Origin of the sequence: Streptomyces sp. NPDC006923, assembly GCF_040635655.1 — a bacterium.
Taxonomy (GTDB): Bacteria; Actinomycetota; Actinomycetes; order Streptomycetales; family Streptomycetaceae; genus Streptomyces.
On sequence record NZ_JBEYIF010000004.1, the window covers coordinates 169,328 to 192,265 of the forward strand.

Genomic DNA, 22,938 nt, shown 5'->3' on the forward strand with positions numbered 1-22,938 from the left:
GGAGCTGTCAGGCCGGAGCTGTCAGGCCGGAGCTGTCAGGCCGGAGCTGTCAGGCCGGAGCTGTCAGGCCGGAGCTGTCAGGCCGGAGCTGTCAGGCCGGAGCTGTCAGGTCGGAGCTGTCAGGTCGGAGCTGTCAGGTCGGAGCTGTCAGGTCGGAGCTGTCAGGTCGGAGGTTCGGGCTTATCTGGCCGATAGGGGCGCATGAGGCAGCACTGGCCGCTTTCGCCCGCGTTTATCCATGCAATGGCAATCCATGGATACGCGTGGCATGGATCCCTGCCGCCTGCGGTGCGAGCCTTGGTTCAGCCCCAAGAGACACCGCTGACCAGGGAGTTCGCCGTGAAGGATGTGTCCGTACCCCACCTGACCGGGAAGCTCGCCGTGGTGACCGGCGCCAGCGACGGCATCGGCCTCGGCCTGGCCGAGCGGCTGGCCCGGGCGGGCGCCGAGGTGCTGATGCCGGTCCGTAACCCCGCCAAGGGCGCAGCGGCGATCGAGAAGATCCGCGCGGCCGTGCCGGGGGCGGCGGTCTCCACCCGGGCGCTCGACCTGGCCTCGCTGGACTCGGTGGCCGCGCTCGCGGACACACTGAACCGTGAGGGCCGGCCGGTCCACATCCTCGTCAACAACGCGGGGGTGATGGCACCGGCCACCCGGCACACCACGGCCGACGGCCTGGAATTGCAGTTCGGCACGAACTACGTGGGCCATGTCGCCCTGACTGCCCGGCTCCTGCCGCTGCTGCGCGCCGGCCAGGCCCGGGTCACCACCATGTCGAGCAGCGCCGCGCGCTCCGGCAAGATCAACTGGGACGACCTCCAGAGCGAGCGGACGTACTCGCCGGTCCGCTCATACAATCTGTCGAAGCTGGCCAATCTCCATTTCGGGCTCGAACTGGACCGGCGCGGCAAGGCGGGCGGCTGGGGCATTGTGAGCAATGTCGCACACCCCGGCACGACCCTGACGAACCTCTACGCGTCCGGCCCCAACATGGGCCGCGAGCGGCCCTCACCGTATGAGGCGATCATGACGCGGCTGGCCGGCTGGGGGGTGTTCGTGCACTCCGTGGACGCCGGGCTGCTCCCCGGCCTGTACGCGGCCACCAGCCCGGAGGCGCGCGGTGGCGCCTTCTACGGCCCCGACGGCCTCGGCCAGTTCACCGGCGGTCCGACCGAGCTGGCCGTCTACAAGTCGGCACGTGACGAGGCCGCCGCGGCCCGGCTCTGGGACATCTCGGAGCGGCTGGCCGGGGTCCGGTTCGCCACCGTCTGAGCGTTCCCACCCGGTGATCGCCGTCACCCGGCGGTCATTATCGCCCAACCTGTCCGGCATTGACCTATATAGCCACCATCGGGGGACGAGAGACTGGAACCATGGACAGAGCTCAACTCGCTGTTTTCCTGCGGACGCGACGCGAGGCGCTGCAACCGGAGGACGTGGGGCTGCCGCGCGGCCGGCGCCGGCGCACCGGCGGACTGCGGCGCGAGGAGGTCGCCATGCTGTGCGACATGTCGGCCGACTACTACAGCCGGCTCGAACAGCAGCGTGGACCGCACCCCTCCGAGCAGATACTCGCCGCGATCGCCGGCGGCCTGCATCTCTCCCTGGAAGAGCGTGACCACCTCTTCCGCCTCGCCGGCTATGCCACCCCGCAGCGGATCATGCGCACGGACCATGTCAACCCGGGCATCATGCGGATCCTCGACCGGCTGGAGGACACGCCCGCCCAGGTGGTGAACCTCGTCGGCGAGACGCTGAAGCAGACCCGCCCGGCGGTCGCGCTGATGGGCGACGACAGCGAGTACACGGGACTGGCGCGCAGCATGCACTACCGGTGGTTCACCGACCCGGCAACGCGGCTGATCTATCCCGAGGAAGACCACCCCGCGCACAGCCGTCTCATCGCGGCCAACCTGCACGGCGCCTACACCCGGGAGGGCCGGGGCTCGCGCGCGGCGACGATCGTCGACGCGTTGCTGGCGGCCAGCCCGGAGTTCGCCGCGCTCTGGCGGGAGCACCCCGTCATGGGCCCCTACTGCGCGCCGAAGCGCATCCAGCACCCGCAGCTCGGGCTGCTCGAACTGCACTGCCAGACCCTGGTCGACCCGGACCAGTCCCAGGCGCTGCTGGTCTTCACCGCCGTACCGGGCAGCGAGAGCTACGGCAAGCTCCAACTCCTTTCGGTCATCGGCGACCAGCGCCTATGAACGAACGCCGTACGCGCGGGAGGCGCCCGGCGTCGACCGCCACACCATGAGGCCGCGTTCCGGGTCTGCGGCGGCACGCAACGGGCGCGGCGTGCCGCCCGACCGCCCTCTTCGGCAGCCCGCCGCACCCTCATGCCCCTGTCCGCGTCATGCTCTCCCGCCTTCACACACGGGACGTCGGGCCGGCAAAACCCCGCCCGGGACGCCCAGGTGCCGCCCCTCATCTCGTCGTGGTCGACATCTGCGTCTCGTACGCTGCCGCAGAACGCGAGGACCTGACCGATCCGTCACCGGGAAGCGACTGGGCACCCTCGCAAGTACGCTGGCAGACGCACGCGACGCTCCTGAACAGGCCGACAGAGACGGTGGTGCCCATGGTCGGCAGGAACACCACTGCGAATTCATCCAGAAAAAGCAGAAACACCCCTATGTCGGAGTTCCCACAAGTAAGCAAAACTGCGCGCTTGGCCACGTAAAGCCGCAGCTCAGGCCCTGTGCTCCCCGCGCATGCGGGGTTGGTCCCTCAGGCATCCACTGGCACACGGACAGGTGGATGTGCTCCCCGCGCACGCGGGGTTGGTCCCGTTCCGCCGGTCATAGACGGCCTCGGGATCTCGTGCTCCCCGCGTACGCGGGGTTGGTCCCGTGGTGCGTCTGCTCGCTGCCCTGATGGAGAAGTGCTCCCCGCATACGCGGGGTTAGTCCCCCGACGGTGTTCCACTGATGGAAGAGGTTGGCGTGGTCCCCGCACACGCAGGGTTCCTCTACCCCTGGCGACAGCGCCGTCGACCGGCGGCCCTTCGCGATCAGAACGATCAGCGCGATCGGCCGCCAGTCTCCTCGTCTCTCGCACATCCGCATGGGGCAGGCAAGGCGAGCTCGCTCCGAACGACTCCTATAACGACGACCTGAAGCTAATTCCGTTCAGAAACGGTCCACATACGGGCACCTTCAATCAATCGCTGTCAGATGTTTGGCTAGCAAGCGCTCAGTGTCAGCCCACGGTGTTTCAATTCCGCAATGACGCAAGGACGTCCCAAACCTCCGGGACCCTTCGGACAACTGTCCGACGCGGCCCGGCTCGTATGGGGAAAGCACGACAGGGACACCGACGGCTGGCTGCCTCTTTGGCGGCATATGGCCGACAGCGCCGCCGTCGCGGGCAAGTTGTGGGACGAGTGGGTTCCCGGCAACGTAAAGCGGCTGGTGGCGGATGCCCTGCCGGAGGGCGAGGGAGACGCGCGCCGGCTCGCGGTATGGCTGGCGGCGAGCCACGACGCGGGGAAGGCTTCGCCGGCCTTTTCCTGCCAGGTTGACGCCCTCGCCGACCGTATGCGCGATGCCGGTTTGGAGATGCCGTACCAGAAGCAGTTCGGAGAGGACCGGCGGCTGGCGCCACACGGGCTGGCCGGGCAACTTCTCATTCAGGAGTGGCTGTCGGAGCGGCACGGATGGTCGGGCCGTGCCGCCGGTCAGTTCGCGATCGTCGCCGGCGGGCATCATGGCGTACCGCCGAGCCACGCCCAGGTCCACAGCCTTGATCTCCGCGAAGAGCTGCTGCGCACGCCCGGTGTCAGTGAGCCGCGCTGGCGTGCGGTGCAGTACGAGCTGCTCGACGCCTGTGCGGAAACCGCGCACGTACGGGATCGATTCGCCGACTGGCAGGGCGTCAAACTGTCCCAGCCCGTGCAGGCGGTGCTGACCGCCTTGGTCATCCTCGCGGACTGGGTCGCCAGTGCGTCCGAGCTGTTCCCCTACTACGCCTCCCACGGCTCCGGCAGTGACGAGGACAGGCTGGAGGCGGCCTGGCGTGGCCTCGGTCTGCCGGGGCCCTGGTCGCCGAACGCTCCGCCGGGCGAGGCAGCGGAGCTGTTCGCGGCGCGTTTCGACCTGCCGGAGGGTGCGTCGGTCAGACCCGTGCAGGAGGCGGCCGTACGGATGGCCCGCACAATGCCGGAACCGGGCTTGTTGGTGATCGAGGCGCCGATGGGCGAAGGCAAGACGGAGGCCGCCCTCGCCGTCGCGGAGATCTTCGCCGCTCGCACGGGAGCGGGCGGCTGCTTCGTGGCGCTGCCGACCAGGGCCACCGGCGACGCCATGTTCTCGCGATTGCTGAACTGGCTGGAGCGTCTGCCGGGTGAGGGGCAGCGTTCCGTCTTCCTCGCGCACGCAAAGGCCGTACTCAACGACGAATTCGCGGGCCTCCTGCGGGCGGGGGCTCGTACGATCGCGGCCGTCGAGTCGGACGGCTCCGGGAAGTTTCCTGAGCCGGGGCGAACCTCCCGGCCGAGCCCCGCCGAACTCGTCGCGCACCAATGGCTGCGCGGGCGGAAGAAGGGCCTGCTGGCGTCGTTCGCGGTGGGGACCATCGACCAGGTCCTTTTCGCCGGTTTGAAGAGCCGGCATCTGGCCCTGCGGCACCTCGCTCTGGCGGGCAAGGTCGTCGTCATTGACGAAGTGCACGCGTACGACGCGTATATGAACGCCTACCTCGAACGGGTTCTGCACTGGCTGAGCGCCTACCGGGTGCCCGTGGTGATGTTGTCCGCGACGCTTCCCGCCGGGCGGCGTCGCGCCTTGGTGAAGGCGTATGCCGGGGACGTGACCGGAGTCGACGCGTCCTTCGACAGTTATCCCCTGCTGACCGCGGCGGCTCCGGGTGCGCCGGAAGCGGTGACCGCCCGGCCGCCCGCCGCGGCCGATCGCCGTACGGACATCCAGCTGGAACCGTTCGACGACGATCTGCCACTGCTGGTGGACCGAATGGAGGAAGAGCTCACCGAGGGCGGTTGCGCACTGGTGGTCCGCAACACCGTGGACCGTGTGCTGGAGGCGGCCGCCCAGCTGAGGGAGAGGCTGGGAGACGACCGGGTCACGGTGGCACACTCCCGGTTCCTGGCCGAGGACCGGGCCCGGAAGGACACCGATCTGCTGGCTCGTTTCGGCCGGGACGGGCAGCGTCCCGCCGGCGGTCACGTCGTCGTGGCCAGCCAGGTGGTCGAGCAGTCTCTCGACATCGACTTCGACCTGCTGGTGACCGACCTGGCGCCGGTGGACCTCATGCTGCAGCGGATGGGGAGATTGCACCGCCATCCACGGCCCCGGCCGCCTCGGCTGCGCACGGCGCGATGTCTGGTGACCGGCGTCGACTGGCGCGCCGAGCCGCCGGAGCCGGTCGCCGGTTCGCTCGGTGTGTACCAGGGACGCCATACGCTGCTGCGGGCCCTGGCCGTCCTGCGTCCGCACCTGGAGGGGCTGCCGGTCCGCCTGCCCTCCGACATCAGTCCGCTGGTCCAACAGGCTTACGGTGATGAGCCGGTAGGGCCGGACGCCTGGACGGAACCCATGGCGGAGGCCCGGCGTGCGCACCGGGCCCATCTCGCCGACAAACGGTCGCGTGCCGAGGTGTTCCGGCTCGGTGAGGTGGGCCGCCCCGGGCGGCCGCTGATCGGCTGGATCGACGCCGGTGTCGGCGATGCCGACGACACCCCTGCGGGCCGGGCCCAGGTCCGGGACAGCGAAGAGAGCCTGGAAGTCCTGGTCGTTCAGCGGCGCGCCGATGGCACGCTGATCACCGTGCCATGGCTGGACGGCGGTCGGGGCGGGCTGGAACTGCCCACGGACGCCGTGCCCTCTCCCCGTGCCGCCCGCGCGGTGGCAGCGAGCGCGCTGAGGCTCCCGTATCACTTCTCCAAGCCGTGGATGGTGGATCGCACCATCGCCGAGCTGGAGCGTTTCGTCGTGCCCGCCTGGCAGGTGAAGGAGTGCCCCTGGCTGGCCGGCGAGCTGATCATGGTGCTGGACGAGCATTGTCAGACCCACCTGTCAGGCTTTGAACTCCGGTACGACCGTGCTGACGGACTGGTGGTGGCGCCCGTCGGCGCGCGCGACGCAAGGGTGGTGAATCGCGTGGCTTCTTTCGATCTGGTTTCCCGGCCATGGCTTCCGGTCCAGCGGCTCGACGGGACGACCACGGAGTTGTCGCTGCGCGATGTCTTCGTCCGGGCGGGAGAGCTGAGGCGCCTCGTCGGCGACGTGCCCACGCAGGAATTCGCCCTGCTGAGACTGCTGCTGGCCGTCGCGCACGACGCGCTGGAGGGACCGGAGGATGTGGACGCCTGGGTGGAGTTGTGGTCGGCGGAGCGGCCCTTCAGCAGGGTGCCCGCGTACCTGGACCGGCATCGGGACCGTTTCGATCTGCTGCATCCGGACACGCCGTTCTTCCAAGTGGCGGGGCTCCATACGGAAAAGGGCGAAGTCACCTCTCTGAACCGGATCGTCGCCGATGTGCCGAACGGCGAGCCGTTCTTCTCGATGCGCCGGCCCGGCACGGACCGGCTCACCTTCGCGGAAGCAGCCCGCTGGCTGGTGCACACGCACGCGTTCGACCCGTCCGGCATCAAGTCGGGAGCCGTCGGTGACCCGCGGGTGAAGGCGGGCAAAGGCTATCCGCAGGGCGTGGCCTGGGCCGGAAACCTCGGCGGAGTCTTCGCCGAGGGGAAGACACTGCGCGAGACGCTGCTGCTGAACCTGATCGCGGCGGACAACGACTCCCCCCGGACTGACAAGGACGACCGGCCGGCCTGGCGCCGGGCCCCGGACGGACCCGCCCCGCTGGAGGCCGATCCGGACACGGACGAGGAGGCGCTCAGGCCGTCGGGCCCGCGCGATCTCTACACATGGCAGTCCCGACGGGTGCGCCTGCACATCGAGGAGGATCCGGTCGCGGGCGCAGCCGTCACCGGGGTGGTCCTCGCCTACGGTGATCCGCTCGCTCCGCGCAATATGCAGCACAGAGAGCCCATGACGGGCTGGCGGCGCAGCGCGGCACAGGAGAAGAAGCACCACAAGCCGCTCGTCTACATGCCGCAGGAACACGATCCACGCCGGGCCGCCTGGCGGGGTTTGGAAAGCCTGCTTTTCGCCGGGCGGGCCCAGGAGGGAAGGGATCAGCGCCAGGACGCGGCGCCTCGGCTGCGGCCCGCGGTGCTGGACTGGATGTCCCGCCTGGTCAACGAGGGCGCGCTGCCGCGCCGTTCACTCATCCGTGCTCGCACTGTCGGTGCCGTGTACGGCACCCAGCAGTCCGTGTTCGACGACATGGTCGATGACGGAGTCACCCTCGCTGTCGTCCTGCTGCACGAGAGAGATCACCGCTACGGACAGGCTGCCGTCGGTGCCGTCGAAGACGCCGATGCCGCCGTCGGTGCGCTCGGAGCTCTCGCGGACAACCTCGCCAGGGCGCGCGGAGCCGAGCCGGGTGCGCCTTCCGAGGCCGCCCGCGACCTCGGGTTCGCCGCGCTCGACGGCCCGTACCGCCAGTGGCTGCGCAGGCTGGGCGAGAGCGACGACCCCCATCGAGCCCGCCGCGATTGGCAGGTGACGGCACACCGGGTCATCCGCGAACTGGGCACCGGCCTGCTGGACGCGGCGGGGTCAGCGGCTTGGGAAGGCCGGATGATCGACACCCGCTCGGGGCCGCGCTGGCTCAACGACACCCTCGCCGACGTGTGGTTCAAGGGCCTGCTGAGAAAGGTCCTGCCGGCCGCCGTCACCCCGCTCACGGACGAGCCTTCGGAGGCGCCCGCATGACCAGCACGACGACCACCGGCGCGCCGGACCCCACTCCCACACCGTCTCCAGGACATGAACGCCGCAGGAGCCCGGGGGTGGTGGGCACCGCGGCTGCCGCGCGTATCCGTTCCCTCCAGTACGGCTATCGCGAGGACATTCCTGGCGCGGTGTCCGCGTCGGCCCGCATCCGCAGGGGCGCGGGCAAAGCGGCCGGCGCCGTCCCCGACCTGTGGGGCATGACCGGCCTGGAGCTGCTGGACGACATGGCTCTGGACGGCCTCGACATGGACAGGGCCGACGAGGCTCTGCATATCGCGGTGACCCTGTGGGCGCTGCACCAGCAGGGCCATCGTGAGGCCAATATGCATGTCGACGGGCCTGGACTGGGCGCCGCTGTACGTCGGCTGATGCCCGAGGGCGACATCGACGAGCCCATCCGTAAGCGTTTTGTCCGGGCCGGGACGACTCAGACGCTGGACAGCCTCGCGCAGCGGCTGCGGGAGCTCGTCGTGCTGCTGCGTGCGGACGCGGTCCCTCTCGACTACGGGCTGCTCGCCGACCAGTTGTACCGGTGGCAGAAGCCCGCCGAGCGCGGAGAGATCCACCGCGCGTGGGGCCGGAGCTTCCACATCGGCCTGGCGCGCCGGGCGGACCCCTCCGCTGCGAGCTAGGGCTTGCTGCGCAAGTCCTGTCCGGACGGCAGACATCCCTCATGCGTCAACTCCACCGAAGCTCCGGCAGCAGGCATTCCGGGGCCTTTACCGCTGGGCGCTGCCTCGTCGGCGCCGACACCACCACCGACAGGGATATTTCGTGACCCGCACCATTCTTGACGTCCACGTCCTCCAGACCGTCCCGCCGAGCAATCTGAACCGGGACGACACCGGAGCACCGAAAACCGCCGTCTACGGCGGAGTGCGCCGGGCCCGTGTCTCCAGCCAGGCGTGGAAACGCGCCACCCGCAACGCGTTCCCCGCGCTGCTCGACCCCAGCGAATTGGGAGTCCGCACCAAGAAGGTCGCCGAGGCCCTGGCCGAACGGATCGTCCTCCTGGACGAGTCGCTGAAGCAGTCGGAGGCCCTGGCGCTGGCGGCCGAAACCATGCGGGCAGCCACCGGCTCAAAGATTGAGATCCCCAAGCGCAAGTCCAAGGACAGCGAGACGGCCGAGGACGAACTCGCGCCGGAGTCTTCGTATCTGATGTTCCTGAGCGCCCGCCAGTTGGAGGGGCTCGCGCGTCTGACCGTCGAGGGGGCGAAGGGCACCGGGGATCTCAAGGTGCTCAAGGACCACCTCAAGACCAAGGAGGCCAAAGCGCTGGCCCGCCAGTACGTCGACACCCGGCACTCGGTGGACATCGCGCTGTTCGGCCGCATGGTCGCCGACTCGACCGACCTCAATGTCGACGCCGCCACGCAGGTCGCCCACGCGATCAGCGTGCACGCCGTGGACAACGAGTCGGACTACTACACGGCGGTCGACGACCGCAACACGGAGTCGCAGGCCGGTGCCGGCATGATCGGCGTCGTCGACTTCAACTCCGCGACCCTCTACCGCTACGCCGCCCTGGACGTGGACCACCTCCAGCGCAATCTCGGCGAAGGGCTCCAGGAGAACGAATCGGCCGCACAGCCGACGCGGCGGGCCGTCGAGGCGTTCCTCGAAGGCTTCATCACCTCCCTCCCCACCGGAAAAATCAACACCTTCGGGCACAACACACTGCCCGACGCGGTCATCGTGAAGCTCCGCACCAAGCGACCCATCAGCTTTGTCGGCGCCTTCGAGGAACCGGTCATCACGGGCGACACCGGCGGCTTCCTCCAGCCCGCGTGCGAGAAGCTGGCCCGCTATGTGCCGGAGATCGAGAGCGCCTACGGGGCCGAGGACCGCTCCAGCACCTGGGTGCTTCGCTTCGGCGACGACACGCGTCCGCTCGCCGCGCTGGGCACGGAGAAAAATCTGCCCGGCCTGGTAGAAGCCGTGGGTTCGGTGGTCGCGGACCGGCTGGAGTCGGGTGCATGAGCGTGTTGCTCCTGCGATTGGCGGGGCCGCTCCAGGCGTGGGGGTCCGCGGCTCGTTTCGCCCGTCGCACCACTGAATCGGCGCCGACGAAGAGCGGGATCGTCGGACTTCTCGCCGCGGCTCAGGGCCGGGCCCGCGAGGCCGATCTGTCCGACCTGGCCGCGCTGCGATTCGGCGTACGTATCGACCAACCCGGCACGCGCGTCAGGGACTTCCAGACGGCGCACCACGGTGACACGGACAAGGCCATGCCGCTGTCGGAGCGGTTCTATCTGGCGGACGCGGTCTTCGTGGCTGCCGTGGAGGGCGAGCGCGCCCTGATCGACGCCCTGCACGCCGCGCTGCTCGCGCCGGTGTACTTGCCGTATCTGGGGCGGCGCTCCTGCCCTCCGGCGCGGCGGATCGATCTCCGGGTCCGCTCCGATGTCTCTTTCGGCCAGGCACTGCGCCAGGAGGAGTGGCAGGCGAGCGCGTGGCACAAGAGGCGCTACGCCCGGCACGCGACCGTCTCCCTCGGTCTGCTCACCGAAACCGCGAGCGGTCAGGATCCTGATCTCACTCTTCGTGACCAGCCGCACAGTTTCGATCCGCGCCATCGCCGCTACGGGCTGCGCGGCATCAGTACGACCACGGTGGACCTGCCGACGCGTGGGCCGGGACAGCTCGTCCACGATCCGACTGCCGCGCTGGAGGGAGCCTGATGTTCCTGACCCGTTTCCGCGTCAACACCGCACGCGCCGGTGCCCGCCGCCTGCTGAGCTCTCCGCAGCGTCTGCATGCCGCCGTCATGATGTCCTTCGCCGAGCCGCCGCCACGCGACGGCTCGGGCCCGCGCGTGCTGTGGCGCCTCGACAGCGACACCAAGGCGGAGCTCCTGCTCTACATCGTCAGCCCTGCCAGGCCCGATCTCACGCACCTGGTCGAGCAGGCGGGCTGGCCGACGAGTCCGGCCGCAGGTTGGAAAACGTACGACTACGGCGGGTTCCTCGCCACCTTGGCGGAGGGCGACACCTGGGCCTTCCGGCTCACCGCGAACCCCGTGCACAGCATCCGTCTCCGGGCGGGCGAACAGACCAAGCGCACGGCGCATCTCACCCCGCGCCATCAGGCCCGCTGGCTGCTCGACCGGCAACTCCGCGCCGGCTTCACCATCGTGGAGAAATCGGTCGAGAGCCGACTGCTGCCGGAAGGGGACGAGCACGAGCTGATCGTCCACAAACAGCGGGGGCTCCTCTTCGCCAAGCAGGAGGAGAGCTCGGGCAAGAAGAATCACGTTTCCCTGACGACGGCCACATACGACGGCCGGCTGCGAATCACCGATCCCGACGCGCTGCGCCGCACGCTCACCTCGGGACTGGGCAAGGCGAAGGCGTACGGCTGTGGCCTGATGACCCTCGCCCCGGTGCGGTGACAAATGTCGACTGTCAGCCGGAGAGGCGCGTCCTCTCCTCGCGAGCTCGCCAGGATCGGCGATCGTCTCTCCTTCGTCTATCTGGAGCGGTGCACGGTGCACCGGGATTCCAACGCGCTCACGGCGGAGGACGCGGAGGGGGTGACGCACATTCCGTCCGCCACCATCGGCACGCTCCTCCTCGGGCCGGGGACACGTATCACCCACCAGGCCATGTCCGTCCTCGGTGACTGCGGCGCGGGCGTGGCATGGGTCGGTGAGCACGGCGTGCGCTACTACGCGGGCGGACGGGCCCTGACCCGTTCCTCGGGCCTGGTGGAGGCACAGGCAACAGCGTGGGCGAACCGCCGCACCCGGCTGGAGGTGGCACGCGCCATGTACCGGCTGCGTTTTCCGGACGAGGATCCCACCGGCCGCACCCGGCAGGATCTTCTGGGCATGGAAGGCCGGCGGCTGAAGGAGTGCTACCGGCGTGAGTCCGCCCGCACCGGCGTCCCCTGGCGCCGCCGTGAGTACCACCGCGACGACTTCTCCGCCGGAGACGCACCGAACCAGGGCGTGACGGCGGCAGCACAGTGCATGTACGGAATCGCCCACGCCGTCGTCGCGGCTCTCGGCTGCTCTCCCGGCCTGGGATTCGTCCACTCCGGCCATGAGCGTTCATTCGTCCTGGACGTAGCCGACCTGTACAAGACGGAGGTCGCCATCCCGGCGGCATTCGAAGCGGCAGCCGAGGGAGCGGAGGATGTCGCGGCTCGGACCCGACGGATGCTCCGGGACCGCATCAACGAGACGAAACTGCTCGACCGATGTGTACGTGACATCAAGGACCTGCTCGGCTACGACGGCACCCGCGACACAGGCGACACCGCCCAGGACCGCGTCACCCTCCAGTCCGACGGCGACCTGCACGTCGACGGTGGCCGCAACTACGGTGACGAGATCATCTGGTGACCGTCATCGTGCTCACCAACTGCCCTGCGGGCCTTCGTGGTTTCCTCACCCGCTGGCTTCTGGAAATCTCCCCAGGGGTCTTCCTCGGCGCGCCCTCCGCCCGGGTACGCGAAGCCCTGTGGAACGAGGTCCGCCAATACGCGGGGCAGGGCCGCGCGTTGCTCGCCTACCAGACCAACAACGAGCAGGGCTACACCTTCGAAACGCATGACCACTCGTGGCAGCCCACCGACCACGAAGGGCTGACACTGATCCACCGGCCGAACCCCCATGCGCAACGCGGCACGCGGCAGCCGGCGGACCTGCCTCGGCAGGGCTGGAGCAAAGCGTCCAAACGACGGAAATTCGGCGGGAGATGAAGGAAAACACCGCCCTGGCGAGCCGAGGAGGAACCGACGTAATGATGGACGACACCGAACGGCGGGCACGTCGCCCGGAAAGAATGAATACGCGAGCTATGCCGGAATTTCGCAAAGTAAGTAAAAACAGGCTCCAGCCCGCCTGAAGCCCCAGGTCAGCTCCTGTGGTCCCCGCACCTGCGGGGTTGGTCCCACCGTCCACTCCCCCGCGATCCCCGCGAGCAAGTGGTCCCCGCACCTGCGGGGTTGGTCCCAAGCGCGCGCTGATCCCGTGGGGCGTCAAGGTGTGGTCCCCGCACCTGCGGGGTTGGTCCCTCCGCGACCAGATCGCCGTCGAGGTGCGCCGGGTGGTCCCCGCACCTGCGGGGTTGGTCCCCTCACCGGCATCCGGGGCAGGGTCGGGTACGTGTGGTCCCCGCACCTGCGGGGTTGGTCCCTGCAGGAGATTCAGATCAAAGCCGTCGTCGACGTGGTCCCCGCACCTGCGGGGTTGGTCCCTGGCCCTGGTCCTCCTGGTGACGACGCTGCTGGTGGTCCCCGCACCTGCGGGGTTGGTCCCGACGCGGACACCTGGCTCTCCCTCTACCGCCAGTGGTCCCCGCACCTGCGGGGTTGGTCCCATGGAGAGCTGGGACCGCAGCCCAGCCACTTCGTGGTCCCCGCACCTGCGGGGTTGGTCCCGGCACCTCGTCCCGCTCCCGGCCGGACCGCTGGTGGTCCCCGCACCTGCGGGGTTGGTCCCTGATTCTCTTCGCGGTCCCGGAGCGCGGCGCGGTGGTCCCCGCACCTGCGGGGTTGGTCCCAGGCCCGTGCGCCCGAAGGTCGGGGACCGGGTGTGGTCCCCGCACCTGCGGGGTTGGTCCCACCGCGCGGCACGCCAGCATTGTGGAATACGGGTGGTCCCCGCACCTGCGGGGTTGGTCCCGTCGGCGGAGGCAAAAGCGGACACGGACCCGGGTGGTCCCCGCACCTGCGGGGTTGGTCCCCACCGGCCGTCGCGTCATCAGGTGAGTCAGTCGTGGTCCCCGCACCTGCGGGGTTGGTCCCGTGACGGAGGCCCTGGCGGGCGACTCGTTCGTGTGGTCCCCGCACCTGCGGGGCTGGTCCCTCCGCCGTACCCGCGGGCGAACATCACTACCTGTGGTCCCCGCACCTGCGGGGTTGGTCCCGCGTCGGCGCGGTCGCGGGTCCACGGGGCGGAGTGGTCCCCGCACCTGCGGGGTTGGTCCCTGCCCGGTTTCGGGAGTTTCGGTCAGACCCGGGTGGTCCCCGCACCTGCGGGGTTGGTCCCCTGCCGGACTCCGTGTACTGGTCCACCAGCCGGTGGTCCCCGCACCTGCGGGGTTGGTCCCGACGCTGCAAGGCGCCGATCTGCCCTGTCACGGTGGTCCCCGCACCTGCGGGGTTGGTCCCGAACGGGCCGGCCGAACCCCAGTCAGCTCCGGGTGGTCCCCGCACCTGCGGGGTTGGTCCCGAGCACCGCGCCGAGGTGTTTCGCTACATCCGGTGGTCCCCGCACCTGCGGGGTTGGTCCCGCGAGGTACGGCAGTTGCGCGGGCGCGCGCAGGTGGTCCCCGCACCTGCGGGGTTGGTCCCGCCATCGACACCCGGGACAACGGGCCCGCCGCGTGGTCCCCGCACCTGCGGGGTTGGTCCCCGGCAGGCGCCTCCCAAATTCAAACCGGTCATGTGGTCCCCGCACCTGCGGGGTTGGTCCCTCGCCGCGGAACGGCTCGGGATCCCGCAAGCGGTGGTCCCCGCACCTGCGGGGTTGGTCCCCGGCGCCCCAACCCGTAAGAACGGCCCCCGGCGTGGTCCCCGCACCTGCGGGGTTGGTCCCGACCCGCCGCTGTCCTACCGCCGCGCCATGTCGTGGTCCCCGCACCTGCGGGGTTGGTCCCGGCCCACTCGCCGCCCGGCCCGTTCGACCGCGGTGGTCCCCGCACCTGCGGGGTTGGTCCCGGCCCGCGCCGTCCACCGGCGCGGGCCGTTGTGTGGTCCCCGCACCTGCGGGGTTGGTCCCAGGCCGTCGTATACCCGCACGATCACGGAGTCGTGGTCCCCGCACCTGCGGGGTTGGTCCCCCAACACCGGTACAACCAAACGGCTTTGGTCGGTGGTCCCCGCACCTGCGGGGTTGGTCCAAGCCACTCACCCCTTGCGTACGCCGTGCGCCGGTGGTCCCCGCACCTGCGGGGTTGGTCCTCGAGCGTGCGCCGGAAGAGGTCGCGGCGGGATGTGGTCCCCGCACCTGCGGGGTTGGTCCCGCCACCGCATCGGACATCGGAGCGCAGGTCGGGTGGCCCCCGCACCTGCGGGGTTGGTCCCGTGCACGATGTGCGGATGTTGCGGTCGTTGCGGTGGTCCCCGCACCTGCGGGGTTGGTCCCGGCGTGCTCGACCTCGACCGTACGCGGCCCGGACGGGCCTGCGAGTGGTCCCCGCACCTGCGGGGTTGGTCCCAGGCCCATCAGGCCCTCCTCCTGGTGTGGTCGGTGGTCCCCGCACCTGCGGGGTTGGTCCCGCGAGGATGCTCCCGGTGCCCCTCAGCAGTGGGTGGTCCCCGCACCTGCGGGGTTGGTCCCTCAGTGACGAGACGGAGTTCTACTCCCCGTGGGTGGTCCCCGCACCTGCGGGGTTGGTCCCGGACCGGCAAGGCTGTCGGTGCGGGCGCCGTAGTGGTCCCCGCACCTGCGGGGTTGGTCCCGTCAGACTTCGACTTCTGTTACATCCAGAGCGGTGGTCCCCGCACCTGCGGGGTTGGTCCCCTGGGCGAGATGTTCCGTCCCGGAGGTAGCGCGTGGTCCCCGCACCTGCGGGGTTGGACCCCCCACGGCGGTCTGTCGGCCGTCGGTAGCGGTGGTGGTCCCCGCACCTGCGGGGTTGGTCCCGGACCGGCAAGGCTGTCGGTGCGGGCGCCGTAGTGGTCCCCGCACCTGCGGGGTTGGTCCCCCGACCAGGCCGTAGGGGAAGGTCACGAGGCGGGTGGTCCCCGCACCTGCGGGGTTGGTCCCAGGGCAGACAGAGAGATCAGGAAGGTCGTCACGTGGTCCCCGCACCTGCGGGGTTGGTCCCAGCTCCGGGACCGGCGCCGTAGCCTCTGCGGCGTGGTCCCCGCACCTGCGGGGTTGGTCCTTGAACGGCCGCACGTACACCTATGGCCCCCATGTGGTCCCCGCACCTGCGGGGTTGGTCCCCCGGCGGACACGATGACGGTCATGTTCGGGGTGTGGTCCCCGCACCTGCGGGGTTGGTCCCACGCCGGGGTGGAAGGTGGTGCCGTACGAGTCGTGGTCCCCGCACCTGCGGGGTTGGTCCCGAGCCGCCGATTGTGAGGAACCGGATCTGAAGGTGGTCCCCGCACCTGCGGGGTTGGTCCCGCGACGATGACCAGGAGGGCCAGGCCAGCCAGGTGGTCCCCGCACCTGCGGGGTTGGTCCCGTGCCAGCCAGAATGGGTCTCGGCGTTCGGCAGTGGTCCCCGCACCTGCGGGGTTGGTCCCGTGCCAGCCAGAATGGGTCTCGGCGTTCGGCAGTGGTCCCCGCACCTGCGGGGTTGGTCCCTCGGGTCCGGTGGTGGGGCGTGTGGGCAGGGCGTGGTCCCCGCACCTGCGGGGTTGGTCCCCCAGACCTGGTGGTGGCGGCCGCCGTGCTGACGTGCTCCCCGCGTACGCGGGGTTGGTCCCCGCGGATCGCCCGGCATCCACTCCTCGACCTCGTGCTCCCCGCGTACGCGGGGTTGGTCCCAGATCCTGCATCGTGACGTCCTCGATGCCGGTGTGCCCCCCGCGTACGCGGGGTTGATCCCTCCGCGACGGACGCCGGATTGCGAGGTGTGGAGGTCCCCGCACCTGCGGGGACCACCTACGGCATGCGCGCGATCGGCGGGCGGTTGACGCCTTTCCCATCCCCCGCTTCCCGCCTCCCCGCCTCCCCGTCCGCGCGCCGATTGCGCGCCGATTGCGCCTGCGTCGACGGCGCGCTGGGCTCCCTCGGTTCCGCCGCGAAAGACAGTCGCGCATTCCCGCAGTTCTTTCACAATGCCCCGCCGCCCTCTGCCACACCGAAGCGCCAGAGCACAGAAGGGCCAGAGCACCGAGGCACCAAGGCACCAAAGCGCCGAGACACCAAAACCCCGAATCCATCGAAGGAAATACACAGCACCAGAAAGAAATTGCAATGGACGCCGCAGGACGCGCCGCCCACCGCCGCAGGCGCCGCCCGGCGGGGTTCGGGCCGCTCCGTCCATCCGTAAATGCCTTGATGTGATTGACGTCCGGTCGCGCACGCAGAGTGACTGATCGCGTCACCCCGCCCAGGGCGCTCAGCCGCCGCTCCGGCCGCCCGTACCCGTCTCCCAGGCCGAAGTGCCGTGCCGACAACGGCCTTTCGTACGGCTGTGCGCCGATGCCTGCTTCCAGTGGGCACAGAGGGTAGTTGCGCGTGTCATGTCGTCAACCTCCCTACCCTCTCCGTAGATCGCCCTGCTCAGTAATTCCCATGACCAAGGGATTTCATTTCGGAGTCCCTGAGGGGAAGAACATATGCATAGTTCGCGAGGTACTGTCGGACCCTCAATCGGAGCCAGGCTCGACAGACTGCCGGTAACAAAGCGCCACAAACGCTTTGTCAATGTCATGGCGCTCGGCAACTTCTTCGAAATCTACGAACTCTTCCTGACGAGTGTCCTCTTGAGCACTCTCAAGAAATCATTCTCCCTGAACGGCTTCTCCCTGTCGCTGTTTCTCGCGTCGACCGTCGTCGGTGGCTTCCTCGGCGCGGTCGTGGTGGGACGGGTGGCGGACAAGATCGGGCGGCGGGGCGCCTACATGATCACGCTCAGCCTGTACTCGGCGGGCACGATCGCCTGCGCCTGTGCGCCGAACGTCTGGACACTGATCGCCTGCCGCTTTGTCATCGGCATCGGACTCGGCGGCGAACTCCCGGTGACGGATTCCTATCTGGCCGACATTCTGCCGCCGGCCCGGCGCGGTTATTACGCGGCGAGGGCGTACACCTGCGCCCATATCGCCGTGCCCGTGGTCGGCGTCCTGGGCCTGCTGCTGGTCGACAAGGCCCCGTTCGGTGTGGCGGGATGGCGGTGGATGTTCGCGATCGGGTCTCTCGGCGCGCTGCTGACCTTCTTCGCCCGCAGAGGTCTGCCCGAGTCACCCCGCTGGCTGGAGACGGTCGGCAGGCGGGCGGAAGCGGACAGGGTGACCACCACCTTCGAGAAGTCCGCGGAGGCGGAAGGGTGGAGGCCACCGCTCGCCGTCATGACGGAAGAGGCGGTCCCGCCGCCGGTGGAGAAGCGCCTGCCCGTCCGGATGCTCTTCCGGGCGCCGCTGGCCCGCCGTACGGCGCTGATGGCCTTCCTGTGGGGCCTCGGCCCCATCGGGTACTACGGCTTCAGCGCCCTCGCCACGCTCTCTCTGGAAGCGAAGGGCTTCGATCTCAGCAGTTCGCTGACGTTTATGACGCTGTCGTTCCTCGGATCGCCGGTCGGCTCGTATCTCTCCATGCACATCGTGGAAAAGGCCGAGCGGAAGTGGATCCTGTGTGTGGCGCTGATGATCATGGCGGTGATCGGACTCGCCTACGGGTACGCGCAGTCAGCGGTGATGATCACGGCTCTCGGTTTCTGCTTCACCGTGGTGGCCAACATCAAGACCAACGCCACGCACATCTACCAGTTGGAACAGTTCCCCACGAGCCTGCGCACCACGGCGAACGGCTGGCTGTTCTCGCTGAACCGGCTCTCCAGCGCGGCGGCGCCCTTCTATATGGTCCCGCTGTTCTACGGAGCCGGAGTCGGCGCCGTGTTCATCGTGGGAGCGGCGGCGATGCTGCTGGCCGCGACCGCCGTGGCCTTTGGCGTCCGGACGCGAGGGCTGTCCCTCGAAAACATCAATACGGCGTCCCCGCCCGAAGGTTCACCGACGGCCATCATTCCCTCACCACACACGCGCGCCACGACCAGAAAGCCATAAGTCCGCGTCGTAGGCGCCGGGGCCCCGGGCCGCACACCGGGGCGGGCGTCCGTCCGACGCAATGTCAGGCGCGATCCCCAGGTGCCCGTAGCCGCTGCCCCTGACCGGAGCGACGCCGGGCACCTGTCATCTCTTCCCACCCGGCGTACGAACCAGCCGATGCCTCGCGTGCACCAGCCCGTGCCCCGCACGAAACGGCTCGTACGAAACGGCTCGCACGAAGCGCCCCGTCTCGTACGAAGCGGCTCGCACCAACCGCCCCGTCACCAGGCGCCCCGTCACCAGGCGCGTCGTCCCATGAGCCCGGCCCGGCCCGCGCCGGCCCGCCCCGTTACGACCGCAGCAGCTCCGCCGCCCGTTCCGCGATCGCGTAGACCGTCGCGTTGCTGTTGGCCGAGACCGGGGACGGCATCACCGAGGCATCCGCCACCCGCAGCCCGGCGAGGCCGCGCACGCGCAGCCGTGTGTCGACAACGGCCGCGTCGTCCGTGCCGATCCTGCACGTACCGCCGGGATGGTGGTAGGTCCGGAGATTCCTTCGCAGATATCCGCGCAGCGGCTCCTCGTCCTGGACCGCGCGGCCCGGCAGCACCTCCTCGTCCCGCCAGGGATCCAAGGCGCTCGTACGGCCGATCTCACGGGCCAGGCGCAGTCCCACGGTCATCCGGTCGAGGTCACGGCTGTCGGTGTAGTACCCGGGGTCGATCAGGGGCGCCGCCCCGGGCACCGCGTCGGCCGGCACGACCCGGCCCCGGCTGTACGGAGCCATCAGCGAGACGACGACGGTGTATCCCTCTCCCCCTTCGGGGCCCGGCAGCGTCTCCTCGCGCAGCGGTATGTCCAGCACCATCATCTGCAGGTCGGGGGCGTCCAGGCCGGCGTCGCCGCGCAGCAGGATCTGTGCCTCGGCGTGATTGTTTTCCGCGGCGGGGACCGGCCTGGCGGCCCGGTAGACGATGCCGGACATCGGATGGTCGTGCAGATTGGCTCCGACGCCGGGAAGGTCCAGGGCGGTTTCGATCCCGCTCTTCCGCAGGTGGGCCGGGGGTCCGATGCCGGAGAGCAGCAGAAGCTGGGGCGAGCCGATGGCGCCCGCGGCGAGCACGACCTCTCCCGAGCAGCGCGCGGTGTGCGTCCGCGTCCCCACGCTGTACTCCACGCCGGTGCAGCGCCCGCCGTCCAGCGTCACCCGGTGTGCGAGCGCGTCGGTGACCACGTCCAGGTTGTCGCGGCCCGACGCCGGGTGGAGGTAGGCGTCGGCGGCGCTCTGCCGCCTGCCGTCGACGATGTTCAGGTCGCACCAGCCCGCGCCCTCCTCCAGGCCGCTGCCGAGGTCGGCCGCCTTCGGATAACCGGCCTCGTCGGCCGCGCCCAGAGAGGCCGCCGCGAGCGGATGTCCGTGCGCGGCGGGCGCGACGGTCAGCGGACCGCCCAGACCCCGTACGGCGGGATCGCGTCCTTCGGCGTTCTCGCTGCGCCGGAAAAACGGCAGCAGGTCGTCGAATCCCCAGCCCGCCGCGCCGGCCGAGGCCCAGGCGTCATAGCAGGTGCGGTGGCCGCGCAGGAAGACCATGCCGTTGACGGCCGAGGACCCGCCCAGTCCGCGCCCCCGGGCCCAGGGGACGACCCTGCCCGTGGCCTTCTGCGGCACCGTCTCGCCCGCCCAGTCCATCGAGGTGCCCATCAGCGCGGGCCAGGCCGGCGGGACGGCGACGGTGTCCGGCACCCGTCCGCTGCCGGCTTCCAGCAGCAGCACCCGCGCGGCGCCGCCCTCCGACAGCCGGGCGGCGAGCACACAGCCCGCTGTCCCGGCGCCGACGACGATGTAGTCATAGCTCTTCCCGGCGGAAGTGCTGTTCACGGCGGACCACCACCCCTGCCGGTTCAGGACCGGCAGCCTCAGAGGATTCGCTGTCCTTCATCACGATGCGCGCCCGTGCACATTGTTTCGCGGATCGCGGCGCATGTCCGTTCGGTCGGTGTTCGGTGCCCGTAGGCGCTCCGAGTTCAGGGCTCGTCGGCGCTCGCCGGTGCCGGGCCCCGCGCGCCGCCCCGACCGCGCTCCCCCGGTCATCGGCGTACGGCGGGCTCGCCCGTCTCAGTTCTCGCCCGCGATCGCCCGCCTCAGCCCCACATTGCCCGACAGGATCCCGCCGTCCACCGGCAGTGTCACGCCCGTGATCCAGGCGGCGTCGGCGGACGCCAGGAACGCGACGGCGGCGGCGACGTCCTCCGGGGTGCCCACCCGGCCCATCGGGTAATGGGGCGCGGCGCGGGCCAGTTCGGCCTCACGGGTGGCCCAGGCTTCCGTACGGATGGTGCCCGGCGCGACGAGGTTGACGCGGACGCCCCTCGGCGCCGCATGGCCCGCGAGCGTACGGGTCAGGCTCGCCAGGCCGGCCTTGGCCGCGCTGTAGACACCTCAGGCATCCAACTCGTCAAGCCGCGCTTGTATGGGTGCTTGGGGAATCGAACACCAACGGTTCGTTCTCCTGGCTTGCGCGTGGATCTCTGATCGCGCAAGAGTTCGGCTGACGCGGAGTTCAAGGTTTGTTGCGGCAGGACGGGGAGACAGGTGTGCAGCACGGATCTGGCCGCCAAGGAGACGGCGATAACTCGGTTCCTCCAGGACTACCCGCAGGCGGTTGAGGCTGGCCGTGGTCATCCCGCCCTGCGCGGGTGTGAGGATGTCCGCTGGTCCGAGTTCCCGGAGTGCCCGGCGGCGATCCCGGTGCTGTTGCACGGTCTTTTCGATCAGGCTGCCGCGCCCGAGGCCAAGCGTGTACTCACCAACTCCATTCTCAACAGCGTCAGGGAGATGAACCTGGCTGTGCCGACAGTGCTGCCGTTCCTGTTCCGTCTTGCAAGCAACCCGCAGGTCCCTGTGCAGTCCGGCCTGCTGCATCTACTGGTTTCGATCGCTGGATTCTCCGAGCCGATCGATGGACGCAACGAAGCTATGGTCCGCTGGTTCGGCAGTGACAGCGATCATCCCGAGCGTGAACAGTGCCGGGCTGTGTTCGCGGAGAACGCGAGCGTAGTGGCGATGTTGGCGGAGGATCTGCCCCGTCCTGGCGATCGAGCGAAGCTTCGGCAGGCTGCCGGACTCGTGTGAGTTCCCGCGTTCAGGCCGCTTCCGCGACCGCGGGTGGTGATGAAGGGAAGGCGACGGCCTCATCGAACAGCGTGTGGTGCTGGAGGCAGTGGTAGAGCTGCCCAAGCATGCGGTTGAAGAGGTTGCGCTGGGCGGCGGCGTGCCAGTCTCCGTGGTCGTCGCGGCGTCGCCGGTAATGCGTCTTGGCGCCGGGCGAGGCGGTGATGGAAGAGAAGGCCCAGAGGTAGCCGGCGTGGTTGAGCCGGTCGTTTTTCACCCACCGGCGGGTGATGCTCGACTTCTTGCCGGAGGCCCTGGTGATGGGCGAGGCGCCTGCGTATGCCTTCAGGCCGCGGGCGTCCGCGAAGCGGGCCTTGTCGTCTCCGATCTCGGCGAGCACCCGGGCGCCGAGCTGAACGCCGAGGCCGGGGAAGCTGAGGATGATCTCAGCGTCCGGGTGCTGAGGGAAAGCCTCTTCGACCGCCTCGGTGAGGTCGTCGGCGGCGGTGCAGCGGCCTCTAACTGGACCAGGAGGGCCAGCATTTGCTTGCCCAGCGCGTCCTCGACCAGCGGCGGCTGGTGGGCGTAGTCGTCGCGGAAGACGCCGCGGAGCCGCTCGGCCTCGGCCGTGATGCCGCGCTTGCGGCCGGCCCGCTTGAGCGCGGCCTCCAGCTGCGTGCGGGTCAGTCGCGCGGCCCGGGTCGGCGTTGGGGCCGCCTTCAGAAGCTCCCGGGCCTCCGGCCGGCACAGGCCGTTGCGCCAGGGCTCGAAGGCCGCCAGGGCCGCCGGGTAGTACTCCCGCAGCAGCGAACGGAGCTGGTTGGACAGCTGCTGGCGGTTCCAGAGTGAGTCCTGCTGAGCACGGGCGAGGACAGCGATGGCCCGGCCGAGGTCGCTGTCGTTGGGCAGAGGCCGGTGGGCGTGCATGTCGGTGCGCAGGATGTTCGCGAGGACCAGGGCGTCGCCAGGGTCGGACTTCTTGCGCGAGACCGAGTGCCGGTCGCGGTAGCGGGCGGCGGCCATCGGGTTGATCGCGAACACCTGCCGTTTGCCGGTCCGTAGCACGGCCACGAGCAGGCCCCGCGAGGTTTCGATCGCGACCGGATCGGGTTCTCCTCGCTGTCGCCGTACTCGACAAGCAGGTCCAGCAGGATCTTGTAGCCTGCGGCGTCGTCGGTGATGTGCCGCTTGGCCAGTAACTGGCCGCTGTCGTCGACCAGGGCGACGTCGTGTGTCCGCTCGGCCCAGTCGATATGATTCAGGCATCCGCTCGGCACCCGCCGGGCCGTCACCACAAGCCGCAGGCCCGTCCGCCGCTCTGTTCTGAGA

At 69.7% G+C, this 22,938-nt stretch carries 12 protein-coding genes, 2 pseudogenes and 1 CRISPR repeat array; of the genes and pseudogenes, 11 read left to right on the forward strand and 3 right to left on the reverse strand.

Going from position 1 to position 22,938, the window contains the following annotated elements; all coding sequences use genetic code 11:
• The first annotated feature begins 297 nt into the window (after positions 1-297).
• From ABZ707_RS09220 to ABZ707_RS09265, 10 genes are all read left to right on the forward strand, one after another.
• A complete protein-coding gene (locus tag ABZ707_RS09220) occupies positions 298-1,272 on the forward strand; it encodes an SDR family oxidoreductase (protein ID WP_360170310.1) in 975 nt (324 codons plus the stop codon).
• Between the two features lie 101 nt (positions 1,273-1,373).
• Positions 1,374-2,207 (forward strand): helix-turn-helix transcriptional regulator, encoded by an 834-nt coding sequence (locus ABZ707_RS09225; RefSeq protein WP_360170313.1) that lies wholly within the window; start codon positions 1,374-1,376, stop codon positions 2,205-2,207.
• Between the two features lie 1,020 nt (positions 2,208-3,227).
• Positions 3,228-7,799 carry a type I-E CRISPR-associated protein Cse1/CasA gene (gene casA / locus ABZ707_RS09230; RefSeq protein ID WP_360170316.1) on the forward strand — a complete coding sequence of 1,524 codons (4,572 nt, stop codon included), beginning with the start codon at positions 3,228-3,230 and terminating at the stop codon, positions 7,797-7,799.
• Positions 7,796-8,452, forward strand: coding sequence for a type I-E CRISPR-associated protein Cse2/CasB (casB, locus tag ABZ707_RS09235; protein ID WP_360170319.1), 657 nt, complete (start codon positions 7,796-7,798; stop codon positions 8,450-8,452). The genes casA and casB overlap by 4 nt, the downstream gene beginning before the upstream one ends.
• A gap of 142 nt (positions 8,453-8,594) precedes the next feature.
• Complete coding sequence (gene cas7e, locus ABZ707_RS09240) at positions 8,595-9,803, forward strand: type I-E CRISPR-associated protein Cas7/Cse4/CasC (RefSeq protein WP_360170322.1); 1,209 nt, start codon at positions 8,595-8,597, stop codon at positions 9,801-9,803.
• Positions 9,800-10,504: a type I-E CRISPR-associated protein Cas5/CasD gene (gene cas5e / locus ABZ707_RS09245; RefSeq protein ID WP_360170325.1), complete on the forward strand. Its 705-nt coding sequence runs from the start codon at positions 9,800-9,802 to the stop codon at positions 10,502-10,504. The genes cas7e and cas5e overlap by 4 nt, the downstream gene beginning before the upstream one ends.
• Entirely contained in the window at positions 10,504-11,214 is a 711-nt protein-coding gene (cas6e, locus tag ABZ707_RS09250; RefSeq protein ID WP_360170328.1) for a type I-E CRISPR-associated protein Cas6/Cse3/CasE, read from the forward strand. The genes cas5e and cas6e overlap by 1 nt, the downstream gene beginning before the upstream one ends.
• 3 nt (positions 11,215-11,217) lie before the next feature.
• Entirely contained in the window at positions 11,218-12,168 is a 951-nt protein-coding gene (cas1e, locus tag ABZ707_RS09255) for a type I-E CRISPR-associated endonuclease Cas1e (protein ID WP_360170331.1), read from the forward strand.
• Positions 12,165-12,527: a type I-E CRISPR-associated endoribonuclease Cas2e gene (cas2e, locus tag ABZ707_RS09260; protein ID WP_360170334.1), complete on the forward strand. Its 363-nt coding sequence runs from the start codon at positions 12,165-12,167 to the stop codon at positions 12,525-12,527. The genes cas1e and cas2e overlap by 4 nt, the downstream gene beginning before the upstream one ends.
• A 164-nt stretch (positions 12,528-12,691) precedes the next feature.
• Positions 12,692-16,333: a CRISPR direct-repeat array (repeat unit 29 nt; unit sequence GTGGTCCCCGCACCTGCGGGGTTGGTCCC).
• A 736-nt stretch (positions 16,334-17,069) separates the two neighbouring features.
• Positions 17,070-18,515 carry an MFS transporter gene (locus ABZ707_RS09265; RefSeq protein ID WP_360170337.1) on the forward strand — a complete coding sequence of 482 codons (1,446 nt, stop codon included), beginning with the start codon at positions 17,070-17,072 and terminating at the stop codon, positions 18,513-18,515.
• Positions 18,516-18,846: 331 nt separating this feature from the next.
• On the opposite strand, the gene ABZ707_RS09270 is transcribed toward ABZ707_RS09265, so the two are convergent.
• Both ABZ707_RS09270 and ABZ707_RS09275 read right to left on the reverse strand, forming a co-directional pair.
• Positions 18,847-20,376 (reverse strand): GMC family oxidoreductase N-terminal domain-containing protein, encoded by a 1,530-nt coding sequence (locus tag ABZ707_RS09270; RefSeq protein ID WP_360170340.1) that lies wholly within the window; start codon positions 20,374-20,376, stop codon positions 18,847-18,849.
• 237 nt (positions 20,377-20,613) lie between these two features.
• Positions 20,614-20,931, reverse strand: a pseudogene (locus ABZ707_RS09275) (SDR family oxidoreductase); the annotation flags it as partial.
• Between the two features lie 159 nt (positions 20,932-21,090).
• On the opposite strand from ABZ707_RS09275, the gene ABZ707_RS09280 reads away from it, so the two are divergent.
• Positions 21,091-21,630, forward strand: coding sequence for a hypothetical protein (locus ABZ707_RS09280; protein WP_360170343.1), 540 nt, complete (start codon positions 21,091-21,093; stop codon positions 21,628-21,630).
• A 10-nt stretch (positions 21,631-21,640) separates the two neighbouring features.
• On the opposite strand, the pseudogene ABZ707_RS09285 reads toward ABZ707_RS09280, so the two are convergent.
• Positions 21,641-22,886: pseudogene (locus ABZ707_RS09285) on the reverse strand (IS110 family transposase).
• Positions 22,887-22,938 lie beyond the last annotated feature (52 nt).

Bases quoted from the DNA above. Each gene is read 5' to 3' on its own strand.
- ABZ707_RS09225 (WP_360170313.1), top strand. From the start codon at position 1,374: ATGGACAGAGCTCAACTCGCTGTTTTCCTGCGGACGCGACGCGAGGCG.
- casA (WP_360170316.1), top strand. From the start codon at position 3,228: ATGACGCAAGGACGTCCCAAACCTCCGGGACCCTTCGGACAACTGTCC.
- casB (WP_360170319.1), top strand. From the start codon at position 7,796: ATGACCAGCACGACGACCACCGGCGCGCCGGACCCCACTCCCACACCG.
- cas5e (WP_360170325.1), top strand. From the start codon at position 9,800: ATGAGCGTGTTGCTCCTGCGATTGGCGGGGCCGCTCCAGGCGTGGGGG.
- cas6e (WP_360170328.1), top strand. From the start codon at position 10,504: ATGTTCCTGACCCGTTTCCGCGTCAACACCGCACGCGCCGGTGCCCGC.
- cas1e (WP_360170331.1), top strand. From the start codon at position 11,218: ATGTCGACTGTCAGCCGGAGAGGCGCGTCCTCTCCTCGCGAGCTCGCC.
- ABZ707_RS09265 (WP_360170337.1), top strand. From the start codon at position 17,070: ATGCATAGTTCGCGAGGTACTGTCGGACCCTCAATCGGAGCCAGGCTC.